We start from the raw sequence: 15629 nt of genomic DNA on the forward strand, positions 1-15629 counted from the left end.
ATGTTTCAGCTTCCCTGGCCGTTGTGGGCGTCGGGCAGGTGGGCGCGCAGGAAGATGCCCGGCTCAAGATCCGGATGATCGCAATGCAGGAGCAGGCGCAACCCGCTGTGGGCGGTGCTCAGGTGAAAACCCTCCTCTTTTTCCACGCCGTAGTCCCCGGAAGCCAGCAGCGGTCGGCGCAGGCCGGGGAGCACGATCTCAAGAGGGTCGCCGACCTGAAAGCGGCACTTGACGTCCATGAGCCACAGCCCCGGGCGGACGGGTTCGATCAGTTTGGCGACGATGTTCTTTTTGAGATTCCTGGGCAGGGCGGGACGCAGGGTGATGCGCTCGGGGGTGAAGAATCCGGTCGAGAGCGGCCGCGTGCCGAGTTGCTGCAATTCCTCAAGATACAGGGCGGGACGAAACGCTCCCTGTTCCAGATCGTTCAATGCCGTGCGGTAGATGTCCGTGACCTGGGCCAGGTAGGAGGGCGTTTTCATGCGACCCTCTATCTTGAGGCTATGGATGCCCGTCTGCCGGAACCAGCGTAGGTACTTGATCAGGCACAGGTCCTGGGCGCCCATGATCTGCGTGAACTGTTCGTCTTCGCAAACCTCCCACATGTCCTGACCCGGGCGCAGGCGCTCTTCCAGGCGAACTGCCGTGATCTTGTAGTCGAAGCGACAGGGATGGGTGCACAGGCCCAGGTTGCCCGAACGCTGGTTCAGGTGCGCGGACAAGAGGCAACGTCCGGAGATGGCCATGCACATGGCCCCGTGCACGAACACCTCAAGCTCCAGGTCCCGGACTTTTTGCGCCATGGCCCGGATGCGTCCGGCCCCGAGTTCCCTGGCAACGTTGACCCGGTGCACGCCCTGATCCCGCCAGAACATGGCCGAAGCGGAGTTCGACGTGTTGGCCTGGGTGGAGAGGTGGATGGGAATGTGCGGAACCCTTTTTTTGGCCATGGCCACGATGCCGGGGTCGGCGATGATGATGCCGTCCACATTGCAGGCATCGATCTCTTCCAGGTAACGTTCCACGTCGGGCAGGTGCTCTTCCCAGGCCAGCAGGTTCAGCGTGAAGTAGACCTTGGCCCCGTGACGGTGTGTCTCTTCCACCGCCATTCTGAGTTCGGGGAAGGAGAAGCCGTCGGTTTTGGCGCGCAGGCTTAAGGACTGGCCGCCAAGATACACGGCGTCTGCGCCGTAGCGCAAGGCTGTGGCCAGCTTGTCAGGGCTTCCGACGGGGACGAGAAGTTCGGGTGATTGTGTCATGCGTTACGAGCAGGTTGGAAGTTGAAGACCGAGTTTCTGACGTGCTTCCTTCATGCGTCGCACCAGTTCGTAGGAGGGGCGCAGGCCGCCCTTGCCCCGGCCCAGGGCGATGCCCCGCTTGTTGTCGCCATGAAAGTCGGAGCCTGCGCTCTGCAGCAGTTCCAGCTTATTGCACAGGCCCGCGTAGAAATTTGTCTGGGCCTGGGTATGCATGGAGTAGAAGACTTCCATGCCGTCGAGGCCGAAATCTTTGAGCTCGCGCAGCACGTTTTCGATTTCGTCTTTTTCAAGCTTCAATGTGCAGGGATGGGCCAGGATGATAGTGGCCTGTTCGTCCTTCAAGAGCTCGATGGCCTGGCGGGGGAGGAGCTTTTCCTTGGGCGCGTACCCCTTGGTCCCCGGTCGCAGCCAGTTCATGAACGCGTCCTGGAAATTGACGGCGAAGCCTTTTTTTACCAGCAGTTGCGCGAAATGGGGGCGGCCGATGGAACCGCCGGTGGTGATGTCCTCCAGTTCGGTGCGGGTGATGTCCACGCCGTAGGAGTTCAGGTTCGCGATGATGTTGTCGTTGCGCGCCGTACGCAGGTCGCTCAGGCGGCTCAAGGTGGCCTGCAGTCGCTGCGGGTGCTGGGGCAGCCAGAGCCCCAGCAGATGCATGCTGCCGCGCCCGAATTCAACGCTCAGTTCGCACCCGCCGATGACCTCAAGGCCGAGCTCGCGTCCGGTGGCGCACGCTTCGGGCAGCCCCATGACCGTGTCGTGATCGGTCAGGGCAATGGCTTTGAGACGCGCAGCGACGGCCGCAGCGACGAGTTCCGAAGGGCTCAGGGTGCCATCGGACGCGGTGGAGTGGGTATGAAGATCTATTTCTGGCATAAGCTCATGGGTACGGCAGGGGCCCGGGGATGACAAGGATATTTGCCAGGCGGGTCCGACGACAAAAAAACGGCACGCGCTTGGGAGCGCGTGCCGGGAATTCTCGACAGGGGGGATTATTTGAAGCGGTAGGTGATTCTGCCGCGGGTCAGGTCATAGGGAGAAAGCTCCAGCTTAACCCTGTCACCGGGCAGGATGCGGATGTAAAACTTGCGCATCTTTCCTGAGATGTGTCCAAGCACCTGATGACCATTTTCCAGACGAACCAGAAACATGGCATTGGGCATGGCTTCCTCGACGACACCTTCAACTTCGATAGACTCTTCCTTGGCCATATAAAACGGATACCTTCTCTGTTTACAGTATTTTTTTGTTTAAAGACAAAGCTCCTTACCCGTTAGATTCATAAATGACAAGGCCGGATATCCCGTTGCAATGGATGCGGCCTCGCGCAGGGAGCGGGATGCGCCTTTCCCATGGTGAAGTTTCGGGGCTGGAAGGGAAAGTGCAAGGAATATTTTTCTCGAAAGATGAGCCTCTTTGAGCTAAGGGAGGGTACGAAACCAGCTTTGCTTCGCTCATGACACCCCTGTTCAAAAGGATCGGTTCCCGCATGGCTTCCAGGAAATCCCTCTCCAAACGTCTGTCCCTGTCGCTGGGGCTCCTGGGCATGGTCATCATTCTTGCGGTTTCGACGCTGGCCTTTCTTTTTCTTTCGTGGCGGGTGGGCATCCAGATGGAGGAGCGGGCCGAGAACACCATCACTTTCCTGTCGCAGGCCCTGCAATCCCCGCTCTGGGCCCTTGACCGGGAAACCGCGGGGGCGGTGGCAAAGGCCACGAGCCTGGACGCGAATGTCGGCCTTGTGGAATTGCGGGATGCCAGGGGCGAAGAGTGGTTTGTGCACGACACCGGCAAGGAGCTTTTCATCACCCGCGAAGCCGAGATCAGCCATGACGGGCAGGTCATCGGCTCCATCCGTCTGGGGCTGGAGGATTCCGCCAGGCAAAGGACCATGATCGGCATCGGTCTGGCAGCAAGCGGCATAGCCCTGCTCGTCATTCTGGCGCAGTACTTTCTGGCCAGGCATCTTCTGCATCGCTATTTTCGGGAGCCTTTCGCGGCCCTGGACTCCCTGATCGGAGCCTATGCCAGAGGTCAATATGCCCAGGCCGACCCCGGGGTTGAGTACACGGAGTTCGAACCGCTGGTGCGCGCGTTTCTGGACATGGGGCGCACCATCGAGCGGCAGGTGAGCGCCCTGGCCGAGAGCGAGGAAAAGTACCGGGTGATTTTCGATCATTCCCCCGTGGGAATCTTTCGGTCCACCCTGGACGGGACTCTGCTGGAAGGCAATGCCTCCTTGAGGGGCATGTTCGGCTACTCGTCCCGGGAGGATTATCTGACCTCCAGCGGGATTCGGGTTGACTCGGTCTATGCGGACCCTTCGATCCGCGAGACATATTTGAGGGCGCTGCTGGCTTCCGAGGACGCGCTGAGCATGGAGGTCACGTTCGTTCGCAAGGATGGCACAAACTTCGAGGGTGTGCTGACCGCCTCGATTCAGCATGACACCCAAGGCCGTCCGCTGTACCTGAACGGCGTGGTCGAGGATGTCAGCGGCCGCAAGCAGGCCGAGCGGGCGCTTGCCCAGGAGCGGATGCTGACCCAGGCCATTTTTGAGAGCGTGCCCGGACTTTTGTTCATGTACGACAGCAGGGGCAGGCTCATGCGCTGGAACAAGGCCCACGAATCAAAGATGGGCTTTACGGCGGAGGAAATGCTGGGGCGCAATATTCTCGACTGGTTTGGCGGGCGGGAGCCCCATGTTTCCAATGTCCGGGCCGCGTTGAAAAGGGGCCTGACCGAAGGAGTGGCGACGGTGGAGGCCGAGATGCTCACCAAGGACGGCCGGGCCGTTCCCTTCTACTTCTCCGGAGTGGCCGTGGTCATCAACGGCCAGACCTATCTGACCGGCATCGGCATCGACATCACCGAGCGCAAGCAGACCGAAGAGCGCCTGCGGCAGTCGGAGGAAAAGTTTTCGCGTCTGTTCAGGCTATCGCCCGACGTCATCATTCTCATGAATCTGAGCGAGGGTCGTATCATCGACGTCAACGAGGCCTTCACCAGACTGACCGGATACGCCTATCGCGAAGCCGTAGGCAGGACCGCGCTCGAGCTTGGCCTCTACGCCAATCCGGCCATGCGCGAGGCCGTGCGGCGGCGCATGCACCAGAGCGGGCAGATCGACAACATCGACTTCTCCCTGGGATGCAAGGACGGAAAAACGATTCCGTGCGTCCTTTCCGGCCAGCTTTTGACGGTCGGCGAAGAGAAATGCGTCCTGGCCGTGTTGCGTGATGTCACGGAATTCAAGCATATGCAGGAACTCATGATCCAGAGCGAAAAGATGATTTCCGTGGGCGGCATTGCTGCGGGGGTGGCCCATGAGATTAACAACCCGCTCGGTATCATCATGGTCAGCAGTCAGAACCTCGTGCAGCGGAGCAGGCCGGATTTTTCCAGGAATATCGAAGCGGCTGAAAACATCGGTCTCGATATGAACCTGTTCGACAAGTACATGCAAATCCGTGGGCTCTACGATTTCATCAGGAATATCCAGGAGGCGTCCGTGAGGGCGGCGGACATCATTCGTCACATGCTTGATTTCAGCCGCCGCAGCGAGTCAAAGCGCACCATTTGCGATCTGCGCGCCATCATCGAGCGGGCCATGATTCTCGCCGGAAACGATTACGATTTGAAGAGGAATTATGATTTCAAGCGGATAGAAATTGCCTGGGAGTGTGATGAAAATTTTCCCGCCGTCAGATGCACGGAGACCGAAATGGAGCAGGTGTTCCTGAACCTGCTGCGCAATGCGGCCCAGGCCATGGCTTCGGCCCGGCCGGAGGTTCCGGATCCGCGCATCGTGGTGCGCATGAAGGTCGTGTCGGATCACGTGGTGCTGGAGGTGGAGGACAACGGTCCCGGCATGCCGCCCGAAGTGCAGCGCAGGGCCTTTGAGCCGTTCTTCACGACCAAGCCGCCGGGCGTGGGTACGGGGCTTGGCCTTTCCGTGTCCTACTTCATCATCACCCGCAGCCATGATGGCCGCATGCGGCTGGAGTCCAGGCCTGGCGGGGGCACGCGCTTCATCATCGAGCTTCCGCTCCTTGATTCCGGCCGCAAAGAGGAGGACGAGTGCATCCAAGACTCATGATCATCGACGACGAGGAGCACATCCGCAGCTCCCTGGCCTGTTTTCTGGAGGACTTTGACGATTTTCACATCCGCGCGTTCCACTCTGCTGAATCGGCGCTTGAGGAATTGCGGCGTGAAGCGGCGGACCTGTGTATCGTCGACATACGTCTGCCGGTCATGAACGGACCGGAATTCATCCGCGTCTCTCGGGAGCAGGGTTTGTGCCGGCACCATATCCTGCACACCGGCTCCACGGACTTTCGCCTCTATGTCGATATCGGCACGCTGGGCCTGGTTGATGACGACGTGTTCCAGAAGCCCTGCGACAGCATGGCCATGCTGGAACGGATCCGGAAAGTGCTGCGCGAAGACTGAGCTCTCTTCATCTCCCGTTTTCCATCACTCAGGGCGGATGCGTCATGTTCCGCAGAACGTCCGGTAGCCGTTGCCAAGCGGCGCCGGATCGCGGTAGCGCGCGTGTTCGGGCCGGTCTTCGAAGGGTGTTGACAGGGCGCCCAGAAGCCGTTTCAGGGGCTCAAGGTCGTTTTTGAGTGTCGCCGCTTCCAGCGCTTCCTCCACGCGGCGGTTGCGCGGAATGATGGCCGGATTGTGCGCTCGCATGAGGATGCGCGACTCCTCGGGCGTCTCGTGCTGCCGGGACAGCCGCGCCTGCCAGCGCCCTTGCCAGCGCGTGAAGCCGGTGTCGCGGAAGAATGACCCCTCCGGGGCCTCCCCGGTGAGTTCGCGCAGGGTCAGGGTGTAGTCCGCGCCGCTTTCCTGCATGAGCGTCAGGAGGTCCTGGGCCAGGGATGCGTCCTCGTCCTCGGCCGTGAACAGGCCGAGCTTGGCCCGCATGCCTTGAATCCAGTGCCGTCTGAACAGCGCCGGAAATTCTTCAAGCGTCTCCCGGGCAAGCAGGGCGGCCTTTTCCTCGTGTTCATGCAGCAGCGGGAGCAGGGTTTCGGCCAGCCTGGTCAGGTTCCATTGGACGATGGATGGCTGGTTTCCATAGGCGTAGCGTCCGTCGCGGTCGATGGAGCTGAAGACCGTGGCCGGGTCGTATGCGTCCATGAACGCGCACGGGCCGTAGTCGATGCTTTCTCCGCACAGGGCCATGTTGTCGGTGTTCATGACACCGTGGACGAAGCCGACGTGCAGCCAGCTGGTCACGAGCCGGGCCTGGCGCTCCATGACCGCGCGCAGCAGTTCGAGGAAGGGCTTTTCAGCCTCGGCAAGCTCCGGGTAATGACGGCGGATGGTGTATTCGGCCAGGGTGCGCAGGTCTTCGGTCTTGCCGCGCGCCGCAAGGTACTCGAAGGTGCCCACGCGGATGTGACTGGCCGCCACGCGGGTCAGGACGGCGCCAGCCAGGGTTGTTTCGCGGTGCACGGGCTCGCCGGTGGTGGCCACGGCGAGGCTGCGCGTGGTCGGGATGCCAAGGGCGTGCATGGCTTCGCTGATGATGTATTCACGGAGCATGGGGCCCAGGGCCGCGCGCCCATCGCCACGGCGGGAAAAGGGGGTCTGGCCGGAGCCCTTGAGCTGGATGTCGAAGCGCTCGCCGCCGGCGGTGACATGTTCACCCAGAAGGATGGCGCGGCCGTCGCCGAGCATGGTGAAGTGCCCGAACTGATGTCCCGCGTAGGCCTGGGCAATGGGGTCCGCGCCTGCCGGGAGAATGTTCCCGGCGAAAATGGCGGCTCCGTCCGGACCATCAAGGCTGTCCGGGTCAAGATCCAAAGACGTCGCCAGTTCGCGATTCAGGAGTGCAAGGCCCGGTTTTCTTACTGCAACGGGCTTTTGGCGCACGAAAAGCGATTCGGGCAGACGGGTGTAGGTATTGTCGAAATTCCAGCCTTGTGCGGCGAGGGGATTTTGATTTTGAGAAGACATGAAGCTCCAGTGGGTTTGGTGCAAAACCGGAATTGCTCTTGAGAGTGATTACTGTTTTTGGACTAAAACCGCAATGTCGGCATGGCAATGCCGTTCGTCAAGGAACTTGAGGGATCGATGGCGCACGCAGGTACGAAAGTTATCTGAAGCTTTTGGAATGCGGGAAAGGGCGGGAGGATTGCCTTCGTCCACTAGGCCCTCTGCGGCCCGGTTGTCGCCTGGGCCGCGAAGATGGAGCTTGTGTCCAGATTGCTGAAGAGGGATTTCTACGGCTTAGTCGAAGCAGAACTCAAGGGTGAATTTTCCGGCCTGGCAGGAGAAGGGAATGGCGATGGCCTGGGCCGAGGCCCGGTATGAGATGGAGTGGTTGTCCCCCATGATGACCGACGGCGTCGAGCCTTGCAGTTTAAGGCCAAGGTCCACAAGTCCGACCCGAGCATGGCCGGAGATCATGTTCGTGATCTCGCCCATGGCGTCCTGTACGTCCTGCACGACGTCCTCGATGGCGTCTCCGAGCATTTGCCTGACGATGTGAACTGCCGTGTTCTTGTCAAAAGAGATGCAAAAAGTCCCTTTCCTGTCGCCGGTGATGCCGATCAACGCGGAGACGCAGCCGCAGGCTACCTTGTCTTTTTTCACATAGGGAGGTCCGGCCACGACTTCCAGAGCTGCGGCTGCGGAGAGCACATGCTTGGTTGCGCTTATGAAAGGCTTGGCCATATCGGGGCTCATTGAACACTCCTTGGCTGGTTTGAAAACGAAAATGCCATTTTGCATTGCACCAGGATCTATCTCGGACAGCAGGTTTTATTCAAATAGTGTGCGAACAGATACGATGCATTATTTGAAACTAGAATCTTATTGTGCATGACTTGTCAACAAGTCTCTCTGTAAGACACCCTGGATGTAACATGCTTTTTCTTGGTTTTTTTTTATGCGCTGTCATACGAGGCGCCAGCTCGGCTCGAAAATTTCGGTAGCCTTTTCGAAGCTGCTTCGGGATACTGCCTAAGAGTTGTTTGGTTTTCACAGTGCAGTTCTTGCGGTTTAACGCGCATCGCGGCGGACGCGAAAATCTGGTGAGCGCATTGACAGTTATGTTTTTTCCGCCTGGGGGATGACGTGGCGCATGGAGTCGGTTTGACTATTCTGCCCTGGACACTGTAAGAAAAAACAACTTTTTACCGAAGTCGCTTCGAAGGACACGTGTTCCCGGTGGGTGCCGGGGGGCGCGGAGCTTGCGGGCATAATTTCATGGAGGCTTAAAGCATGAATCGACAAAAGTGGTTTTTCAACACACGCGTGTGCTGGCCGATACTGGTCGCCTATCTGTTTATCGCGTTCGTACCTTCCAACGCTGATGCCTTTCTGGCGCAAAGCCGCATGTCTTCGGGCAAGGTCGTGTCCGAGCGAAGCGCCGACATCGCTTCCATCCAGAGCGCTCTGGAGAACAAGGTCGTGACCCAGCGTCTGGCGGACTACGGACTGACTCCTGAAGAGGTGGACGCGAAGCTCGGGACGCTTTCCGACGATCAGTTGCATCAGTTGGCCAGCCTCTCCGGCGACGTGGGCGGCGGCATTCTCGGGGCGGTCATCGCCGTTCTGCTGGTCATTTTGCTGGTCGTGCTCATCCTTCAAATAAGCGACAGGCGCATTGTCATCAGCTAGATCCTGTCTCCGGCTGCTCCTGATCCTGATGATCTCCTGTGCGGGGTGCATGCAGCGCCCCGCTTTTCAGCAGGTTCGGGACTCTTTTCCCCGCGCGGTGCGCCTGGACGTGCCGTTCGTTCCCCAGACCCAGATCAATGATTGCGGACCGGCGGCCCTTGCCTCGGTGCTGGCTTTTCATGGCCGGTACGTGGAACTGGATGAATTGACTCGCCGTGTCTTCACGCCTGGCCTTGGACGGTCGCTGCTTCCGGACATGGAAAACCATGCCCGGTCGCTGGGCTTTGCGACCCGCTCCGGACGCGGAGACCTGCCCCTGGTCAGGGCGATGATCGATTCCGGGGGGCCGGTCATCCTTCTGCTCGACATGGGCACGAAAATGTTCAGCCAAGGGCATTACGTGGTGGTCTACGGGCATGATCCCGACGGGCTGCTCATGCACATAGGAACCAGGGGAGACATGTATCTGCCCAACCGCGACCTGCTCGACCGCTGGGAACGCATGAACCGACTGTATCTGTTTCTGGAGTGAACCATGCGCCTTGCATGCTGTCTCTTTTTTTGCATCGCCTTTGCCCTGGCTGGCTGCGCCACGCCCAGGATCGTCGTGCTCTCCGACCCGCTGGACGCCAGGGAACACAATGATCTGGGAGCTTCCTACGAGGCCTCCGGGGAACTTGACCTGGCCCTTACTGCCTATGAAACCGCTGCCGCCAAGGATCGCACCTGGGATCAGCCGCTCATCAATCTGGGCAACGTGCAAGCGGCCCTGGGCGATTGGGCGCAGGCCGAGGCCAGGTATCGGCAGGCCCTGAAGCGAAACCCGCAAAACCCTGAAGCCATGAACAATCTGGCATTTGCCTTGATAAACCTGGGTCAGGCGCAGGAAGCTCTGGACTGGTCCGCAAAGGCCCTGGAGGTCGAGTCCGGCAATGCGCTTTTCAAAAGCACCAGGGCGTTGGCACTGTCGCGGCTTGGTGAAAAATCCAGGGCGCTGGCGCTTTTGGACGAGGTTCTGCAGGGCTTGCCGGGCGCGGACCCGCTGCGTGAAAAAATAATCGGCCTGCGCGATCAGATCGCAAACGCCGCTCCGTAGAGCCACGTTTCGGGCTTGACGCCCTTTGCCTTGGTAGACGTGAAAACGCCGCCTTGCGCTGGAAAGCAAAAGGCGGCGTTTTCACGTCCATGTCAGGTTTGAAGGCTAGAACGGCAGCTTGCCAAAACCGATGAGATCATAGGCGGGCAGCAAAAGGCCGACAAATGACAGTATGATAAGCAGTGCGCCCAAAGCCTTGGGTGACAACTTTCCATATGTCACGGCCCAGACCGCGACCGTCAGCACCAGAAAGGCGACCATCATGCAGCCAAGGTACAGGCTCTTGCCGATGAATGACGTTCCGTCGGGCTTGATGCCTCCGCCTGTGAAAAAGAAATATGCAGCAATGGCCAGAATAATGGCCATCATCAAACTCAGATTGCCCAGTGAGCGAAGGTCTTCGACCCCGGTCAGCATGCAGTACGCGATTGTGAGATATACGATGCCAAAGGGGATCAGCAATGTTGCTGTAAACGCATCGCTGCCAAATAGGGGCGTAGCATGAATTAATCCGCCAATACAGGTTATTGTTCCCACAAATCCGGCAATAGCGCCGCATGTTTTTGCATCACCCTGTCCAAAGTAAAAAAGTCCGATCGGAAACCACAACATGGCAATTGTAACCAGAAGTACCAACGTCATTACTTTTTCCTCCGTCGCTGAGATAAATTTTTTCATTCAAGAAATTCTTGATATTGAAAAAACATGAATAATTCCAAATCATCGCATGAATTCTATTGTACTCCTTGTTAAATTGTGAGGCGATTTATTAATATGCGTAATGATAATACGATATTCATTCAGAGAATATCATAATTTAATAATGTCTTATAGATATGTATTATGTAAAATTAATTAGACAAGATCGAGATTGTGTTGAGCAAAATTGAAGCCACTGGTGATAACTACGAATATATTTTTTTATTCGTAATTAAATTCGTGAGCGATAAATGCGTTTTTTTAATATGTTTTTATTAATCTTATTAGTATGTAACATGATTAAATAGACATGATTAATTTGCCTGGAATTGTGTCCAGACATCAATGAGCGTTGCTTGTTTTGCAGAATGGAGCTGTGAAAATGGGTCATAATGTCCCGTCACCGTGTCATTAATGAACAATTGGCAGCGATTGTGATTGAAACGTTTTCGTCACATTAGCTTTTAGAGACGCTTCATGTAGGATTTAATCTTCATATAACTGAAATTGCATATGAAAGTAGAGAGTGTCGCAGACTGACAAAGTGAAGAATGCTGCTTCATTCCGCCGGGGATAGTGCCTCTGTGACGAAGTTCCCGGGTCCGTTGACCTTGAGTTTGGAACCGACTACGTAACACGACACAAGTTGGGGGTGGCTCGCATGAGTCTGAGATTATACCCTTTGAACCTGATCTGGATAATTCCAGCGTAGGAAAACGAAAAACATGCTGACGCTCGTGCGGCCGTTTTCCTGTGCTGGAAAACGGCTTTTTCATTTTCAACCGAGGTCAACATGACACAACCTGGTTTTGCCCGAGAGGGAAAGATCACCCCGGAAATGCGGGTGGTGGCGGAGAAGGAGAATCTGGACCCTGAAGTCATCCGCGAGGGTGTGGAAAAGGGGGTGATCGTCATCCCAAGGAGCGTGGGGCGGAATTTTTCCGTCGAGGGGATTGGCGCAGGCCTGAAAACCAAGGTCAACGCCAATATAGGCACGTCCGGAGTGCAGGGTGCGCTGGACGTCGAATTGGCCAAGCTCGAAGTGGCGGTCAGAGCCGGAGCGCACAGCGTCATGGACCTGTCCACGGGCCGGGAACTCATGGCCACCCGGCGCGCGATCCTCGATCATTCGCCGGTCATGGTCGGGGCCGTTCCCATGTATGCGGTGGCTGCCGATCTGGTCGATGCCGGTTACGGGATAGAGGCCATGACCGCCTCCATGCTGCTCGAATCCATCGAGGCGCAATGCGCCGAGGGGCTTGATTACATCACCGTGCACTGCGGAGTAACCCGCCAAGCCGTGGCCAGAACCCACGCGCAGGACCGTGTGGCCGGGATTGTCAGCAGGGGCGGGGCGCTCCTGGCGGCCTGGATGGAACGCAACAACCGCGAGAATCCACTGCTGGAGGAATTCGAAAGGCTCCTCGACATCGCGTTTCGCTTCGATGTCACCTTGAGCCTGGGCGACGGGCTGCGCCCCGGAGCGGTCAGCGACGCCACGGATTCGGCGCAGATCCAGGAGTTGCTGGTCATCGGGGAACTGGGCAGGCGGGCCCGGGCCAGAGGAGTGCAGGTCATGATTGAGGGGCCGGGGCACATGCCGCTGAATCAGATCGCGGGCAACGTCATGCTGCAAAAGCGCATTTGCGACGGCGCACCCTTTTATGTCCTGGGCCCTTTGACCACCGACATTGCGCCCGGGTACGACCACATCACTGCTGCCATCGGAGGGGCTGTCGCGGCGGCCGCGGGTGCGGATTTTCTGTGTTATGTGACACCCGCCGAGCATCTCTGCCTGCCAAATATGGACGATGTACATCAGGGCGTGGTCAGCACTCTCATCGCGGCTCATTCCGGCGATATCGCCAAGGGTGTCCCCGGAGCCATCGACCGGGACCGGACTCTGTCCGTGTGCCGCAAGGAGCTGGATTGGGACGGTATGTTCGCGGCGGCCCTGGATCAGGACCTGCCCCGGCGCCGCTGGGAGGAAAACCGCGCCAGCGAAGGCAAGACCTGCACCATGTGCGGCAAGCTCTGCGCCATGGACGCCCATAATTCCTTGCGCCGGGAATGCCTGTCCTGAAAAATCAACGCACGGCCCGGACTGCCGTCATTATTGGGCATGACGGCGGCCCGGGATGTCCGGAATGAGACCTGCTCCCCGGTTTTATCGTAAAGGGGAGCGGGGCGCGTCGTTTTGTCAGAGACGGATCAGTCTGCGGTTGTGATCGTCGGGCTGCGTCCCGTCAACGGCGGCAAGCGTGATGATTTCTCCGCAAGGGATGGCGTCTAGGAGCCGGATGAGCGGGCCGTATTGGGAGCGCATGCCCGCGCAGCGCGCAGAGGATATGGTGTTGGTACAGGATTTTTTGTTTTGCATCCTCATTGCCGATCCTCACCGGACTGACTGAAGTATTTCTTGACCGCAGTGCGTGTAATGGAGAATTTTGATCAGTTTTACAACCGCACACGAGGTATCCACATCATGGCAAACACGAGAAAGCGCCCCAGGGCGGACAAGAACAATCTCATCATCCGCCGCATGTCGATCTATTTGCGCACGCTGGACCACCTTCAGAACAAGGGTGTGAAAGTCACCTCGTCCGCGGACCTCGAGATGATTGACGGCGTGTCCCAGAGCCTGGTGCGTCGGGACTTCGCCGAGTTCGGGTCTTTCGGGGTCAGGGGGGTAGGGTATCATGTGCCGGAGTTGCGCGAGCAGATTGCTCGGATTCTGGGGTTGGATCGGCACTGGAGGGTCGCCCTGATCGGTGCCGGAGGCCTGGGCAGCGTGCTCATGCATTCGGCCTCCTTCAAGAAGCGCAACCTCTCGGTGGTTCAGATTTTCGACCACCAAGTCGCCAGCGCGGGCGCTTCCATCGAGGGCATCCCGGTTCACGAAATTGCCAATCTTGAGCTGGAGTTGGAAGCGAGCAGCATCGATGTGGCCATCATCGCCGTTCCTCCGCCGGAAGTCCAAGGAATCATCGACCGCCTTTCGCAGTTGGGCGTCCGCGGCGCTCTCTACTTCGCTTCCCGCCCGGTGCGAATCCCGGAAAACATGGTGGTGCTGAACATGGACATCACCGTGGAACTCGGAGTGCTGACGCACCAGTTGCTGGAGCCCTGATTCGTTGATCCGGCAGACGGTTTGACGGGGAGCGGTCTTTCGATACGGCCGGGAGCATTGCGACCGAGTTGTGACGGGTTTATTGCGATGGTCGCAAAATTGCTGGAAGGTCGCTTTGCCCGCGGGTTTCACGAAGGCCGACAGCACAAGCCGTCAGCCTTCTTCAGGCGAAGATGCGGCCTGTCTTCTTTCTCTGCAACCGGCCAAGAACCAGGCCGAGGAGCAGACTGGCTCCGACTACGCCCGCTCCGGTGAGGAACCATCGGAACTGTGTGTCACCGCTCAGATCCCTGTTTTTCATCTCCAGGGCTTCTGCCTGCTGCGCCGTTTCCGCCTGCAGCGCGACGAGTTCATCATGGGCTTTCTGCAGGTCCACATAGGCCTTTGATCCCTGTTCCAGTTCGGCATACCGCTGCTGCAAGGAAGCCAGTTCGGTTTCGGCGCGGTTCAGGCGGTCCAGCAATGCCTGGTTCTCGCCTGTCGTGGCGGAAGTTTTTTCGGTCATCTCGGCCATTTTGGCGCGCAGGGTTTCATTTTCCTTGGCGAATCGCTCCACCTGAAGGGCTGCCGGGACAGTCCTGGTCAGATAGCGCGCCAACACCCATCCTTCCACGCCTTCGGTCCGCACAAGGGACCAGTCCTTGTCGTTTCTGAGCACTTCCACGGGAGTGCTGGACGGCAGCATCTTCAGGATCTTGTTGCTGTTGGTCGGTCCGGAGCGCAGCGTTATCTCGAAAACGTCAGCCACGTAGGCGGTCTGCGCGTGAGCCGCTCCCACGACAAGCAGCACCGCCATCATGGTCAGCATCATATATTTTCTCATGTCATCCCCTTTTGAGTTCCTGGCTGGCAAGACCATCTCTATCAATTTACACAAGAGGTGGAGCAGCTACACATCCCTGCCAGATCAGGCATGCCGAGTCAAAAGTCATGCGGAAGGTGCTATGTGGGCATTCGCCAGTCCGGGATGAAATGAAACAGGCACAAATATCCAAATGCAGGGACGCAATTGCCGTATGATATTATGAAGTGAAAATGTGTGGTCAGCGCAGATCGGGGAGCGTATTTCTCGGGTGGTCGCAAGGTCGCCATTGAGGTCGGCGCGGGATCGTGAGCCAAGGCGTGCGGCAGATTGGGCAATGGGGAGTCTCTTTGCTCATGATTGGGAGTCCAAAAATGACTTGTCTTGCATGAGTTCGTTCTGCGCGCAGGGCAATTCTTCCATGCGTGAATTTTTCCTGGGTCGTTCACATGGGGAAAAATCCACGCATGAAAATCTTCAGTTCCGAACCGCGTCTTCAATCCTGATCGCGTCGCCAACCCGGACCATGCCACTTTTGAGGACTCGCCCGAAAACGCCTTCGCGGGGCATGATGCAGTCTCCGGCCTGATAGAAGATGGCGCATTTTTTGTGGCATTCCTTGCCGATCTGCGTGATCTCGACCAGGACTTCGTCGCCAAGTTCCACCTGCGTGCCGACGGGCAGGGTCTTCCAGTCCACGCCTTCACTGGCGATGTTCTCGGCAAAGGCGCCGAATTCGACGTTCAGCCCTTGCTCGATGCAGCCTTCAATCTGCTCGGCAGCCAGAAAACTCACCTGCCGATGCCAGGGGCCGGCGTGGGCGTCTCCTTCCACGCCATGGTCCTCGACCAGGCGCAGTTCATCCACTGTGGTCTTGCGCGTGCCTTTCTTCAGGCTCGTAGCCAGGGAAACTATCTTCATGCGTCCTCCGGATGCCGCGAAACGGCGGCAGTTGCTATGCTCATCCATCCAACCCATCCAGGATCTGGCCCTTTTGGGCTT

16 protein-coding genes and 1 riboswitch are annotated in these 15629 nt (G+C 58.1%); of the genes, 7 read left to right on the top strand and 9 right to left on the bottom strand.

Annotated features, from left to right (window positions below):
- Positions 1-5: 5 nt before the first annotated feature.
- The 3 genes from CVU60_07740 to CVU60_07750 form a co-directional block, all read right to left on the bottom strand.
- On the bottom strand, positions 6-1259 hold the full coding sequence (locus tag CVU60_07740; protein PKN42102.1) for a peptidase U32: 1254 nt from the start codon (positions 1257-1259) through the stop codon (positions 6-8).
- 3 nt (positions 1260-1262) lie between these two features.
- Positions 1263-2135, bottom strand: a complete 873-nt coding sequence (locus CVU60_07745; GenBank protein ID PKN42103.1) for a phosphatase — start codon at positions 2133-2135, stop codon at positions 1263-1265.
- Positions 2136-2251: 116 nt separating this feature from the next.
- Positions 2252-2470, bottom strand: a complete 219-nt coding sequence (locus tag CVU60_07750; protein PKN42104.1) for a translation initiation factor IF-1 — start codon at positions 2468-2470, stop codon at positions 2252-2254.
- A 245-nt stretch (positions 2471-2715) separates the two neighbouring features.
- On the opposite strand from CVU60_07750, the gene CVU60_07755 reads away from it, so the two are divergent.
- Both CVU60_07755 and CVU60_07760 read left to right on the top strand, forming a co-directional pair.
- Positions 2716-5358 carry a hypothetical protein gene (locus tag CVU60_07755; protein PKN42105.1) on the top strand — a complete coding sequence of 881 codons (2643 nt, stop codon included), beginning with the start codon at positions 2716-2718 and terminating at the stop codon, positions 5356-5358.
- Positions 5355-5714, top strand: a complete 360-nt coding sequence (locus tag CVU60_07760) for a two-component system response regulator (GenBank protein ID PKN42106.1) — start codon at positions 5355-5357, stop codon at positions 5712-5714. The genes CVU60_07755 and CVU60_07760 overlap by 4 nt, the downstream gene beginning before the upstream one ends.
- A gap of 42 nt (positions 5715-5756) precedes the next feature.
- On the opposite strand, the gene CVU60_07765 is transcribed toward CVU60_07760, so the two are convergent.
- Together CVU60_07765 and CVU60_07770 are read right to left on the bottom strand one after the other, a co-directional pair.
- On the bottom strand, positions 5757-7232 hold the full coding sequence (locus CVU60_07765; protein ID PKN42107.1) for a YdiU family protein: 1476 nt from the start codon (positions 7230-7232) through the stop codon (positions 5757-5759).
- 273 nt (positions 7233-7505) lie between these two features.
- Positions 7506-7964: a chemotaxis protein CheX gene (locus tag CVU60_07770; protein PKN42108.1), complete on the bottom strand. Its 459-nt coding sequence runs from the start codon at positions 7962-7964 to the stop codon at positions 7506-7508.
- Between the two features lie 537 nt (positions 7965-8501).
- Between CVU60_07770 and CVU60_07775 the strand changes: the two genes are divergently transcribed.
- The 3 genes from CVU60_07775 to CVU60_07785 are packed head-to-tail and all read left to right on the top strand — an operon-like array spanning position 8502 to position 9996.
- A complete protein-coding gene (locus CVU60_07775) occupies positions 8502-8900 on the top strand; it encodes a hypothetical protein (GenBank protein ID PKN42109.1) in 399 nt (132 codons plus the stop codon).
- Between the two features lie 28 nt (positions 8901-8928).
- Positions 8929-9432, top strand: coding sequence for a peptidase C39 (locus tag CVU60_07780; GenBank protein PKN42110.1), 504 nt, complete (start codon positions 8929-8931; stop codon positions 9430-9432).
- Positions 9433-9435: 3 nt separating this feature from the next.
- Entirely contained in the window at positions 9436-9996 is a 561-nt protein-coding gene (locus tag CVU60_07785; protein PKN42111.1) for a hypothetical protein, read from the top strand.
- Positions 9997-10101: 105 nt separating this feature from the next.
- Here CVU60_07785 and CVU60_07790 read toward each other — a convergent pair whose 3' ends face one another.
- Positions 10102-10638: a hypothetical protein gene (locus CVU60_07790; GenBank protein PKN42112.1), complete on the bottom strand. Its 537-nt coding sequence runs from the start codon at positions 10636-10638 to the stop codon at positions 10102-10104.
- A gap of 695 nt (positions 10639-11333) precedes the next feature.
- A riboswitch (TPP riboswitch) is annotated at positions 11334-11427 on the top strand.
- A 61-nt stretch (positions 11428-11488) separates the two neighbouring features.
- Between CVU60_07790 and CVU60_07795 the strand changes: the two genes are divergently transcribed.
- Complete coding sequence (locus CVU60_07795) at positions 11489-12778, top strand: phosphomethylpyrimidine synthase (protein ID PKN42281.1); 1290 nt, start codon at positions 11489-11491, stop codon at positions 12776-12778.
- Positions 12779-12895: 117 nt separating this feature from the next.
- On the opposite strand, the gene CVU60_07800 is transcribed toward CVU60_07795, so the two are convergent.
- Positions 12896-13081: a hypothetical protein gene (locus CVU60_07800; GenBank protein ID PKN42113.1), complete on the bottom strand. Its 186-nt coding sequence runs from the start codon at positions 13079-13081 to the stop codon at positions 12896-12898.
- Between the two features lie 51 nt (positions 13082-13132).
- On the opposite strand from CVU60_07800, the gene CVU60_07805 reads away from it, so the two are divergent.
- Positions 13133-13825: a redox-sensing transcriptional repressor Rex gene (locus tag CVU60_07805; GenBank protein ID PKN42114.1), complete on the top strand. Its 693-nt coding sequence runs from the start codon at positions 13133-13135 to the stop codon at positions 13823-13825.
- A gap of 163 nt (positions 13826-13988) precedes the next feature.
- Here CVU60_07805 and CVU60_07810 read toward each other — a convergent pair whose 3' ends face one another.
- Positions 13989-14684 (bottom strand): TIGR04211 family SH3 domain-containing protein, encoded by a 696-nt coding sequence (locus tag CVU60_07810; GenBank protein ID PKN42115.1) that lies wholly within the window; start codon positions 14682-14684, stop codon positions 13989-13991.
- A gap of 420 nt (positions 14685-15104) precedes the next feature.
- On the bottom strand, positions 15105-15548 hold the full coding sequence (locus CVU60_07815) for an MOSC domain-containing protein (GenBank protein PKN42116.1): 444 nt from the start codon (positions 15546-15548) through the stop codon (positions 15105-15107).
- Between the last annotated feature and the right edge of the window lie 81 nt (positions 15549-15629).

It is taken from the genome of Deltaproteobacteria bacterium HGW-Deltaproteobacteria-18 (assembly GCA_002841885.1).
Classification (GTDB): domain Bacteria; phylum Desulfobacterota; class Desulfovibrionia; order Desulfovibrionales; family Desulfomicrobiaceae; genus Desulfomicrobium.